The following is a 432-nucleotide window of genomic DNA, read 5'->3' on the forward strand; positions in this document are numbered from 1 at the left end:
CTCCTGCAATGCGTCGGCTCGCTGATCGTCGGCGCGCTCCGCCTCGCAGGCGTCGCCTTCGCCCTGCACGGCTCGCCGCAGATGGTCGTCCTGCTGTTCTCACTCGCCTTGGCMGGTGCCTATGGCGCGATTCCGGTGTTCTGGCAGCTGCCGAACCGGCTCTTTGCCGGTACCGCGGCTGCGGCCGGCATCGCGATCATCAACTCCTTCGGCAATCTCGGCGGCTTCCTCRCGCCCTATGGCCTTGGCCTGCTGAAGGACGCCACGGGCCAGATCGCGCCCGGCCTGATTGCGGTCGCACTCGTCGAGGCGCTCGCTGCCCTCATCATCCTCGTCGTCGTCCAGCGCTTCTTCGCCGGGCGCCGGGCTTGACGGGGCCTGCCGAACCCGCCGACCAATAGGGCAGGGAGCGGTGGGGGGGGGGGGGGGGGG

General features: G+C 70.5%; 1 pseudogene. It reads left to right on the forward strand.

From position 1 onward, the window contains the following. Positions 1-372 (forward strand): annotated as a pseudogene (locus AC1D34_RS38310) (MFS transporter); the annotation flags it as partial. Positions 373-432 lie beyond the last annotated feature (60 nt).

This window comes from Allobosea sp. P1_A7 (assembly GCF_056406775.1).